We start from the raw sequence: 536 nt of genomic DNA, 5'->3' as shown, positions 1-536 counted from the left end.
CCTCGACGAAACGCTCGCCGCCGACCCATTCCACCAGGTCGCACCAGTGCGAGCCGATGTCGGCGAACACGCGCGATGCGCCGCCCAGCGCCGGGTCCACGCGCCAGTTGTTGCTGGCAGGGTCCAACAGCCAGTCCTGCAGATAGCTGCCGTGGATCAGGCGCAGCGGCCCCAGCTCGCCCTGCGCGATGCGTGCGCGCGCCTCGCGGACTACCGGGTGATAGCGGTAGACGAAGGGAACCGTGGCAACCAGCCCGGTCGAGGCGGACAGTGCCGCCAACGCGCGGGCATCCTCCAGCGTCGTGGCCAGCGGCTTCTCGCAGATCACGTGCTTGCCGGCTCCCAGCGCCGCCTGCGCCATGGCGCGGTGCAGATGGTTGGGCGTGCAGACGTGCACGACCTGCACCTGCGGATCGGCGACCACCTCCTCGATATCGCGATAGGCGCGCGGCACATTCCAGGACTGCGCCACATCGCGTGCGCGTTGCGGGGAGGAGGCGGCGATACCGCAGACCTGCGCACCGGCCAGCAGCGCC

Annotated in this window: 1 protein-coding gene; it reads right to left on the bottom strand. The window is 70.5% G+C overall.

The features are described from left to right. Positions 1-536, bottom strand: a 536-nt coding sequence (locus tag Y887_RS17560; protein WP_046965574.1) for a Gfo/Idh/MocA family protein, incomplete at both ends; no start/stop codon positions are given.

Origin of the sequence: Xanthomonas pisi DSM 18956 (assembly GCF_001010415.1) — a bacterium.
In the GTDB taxonomy this organism is placed as follows: Bacteria; Pseudomonadota; Gammaproteobacteria; order Xanthomonadales; family Xanthomonadaceae; genus Xanthomonas; species Xanthomonas pisi.
The sequence above is the reverse complement of the archived record's forward strand: the minus strand, read 5'-3'. Positions and strand labels throughout refer to the sequence as shown.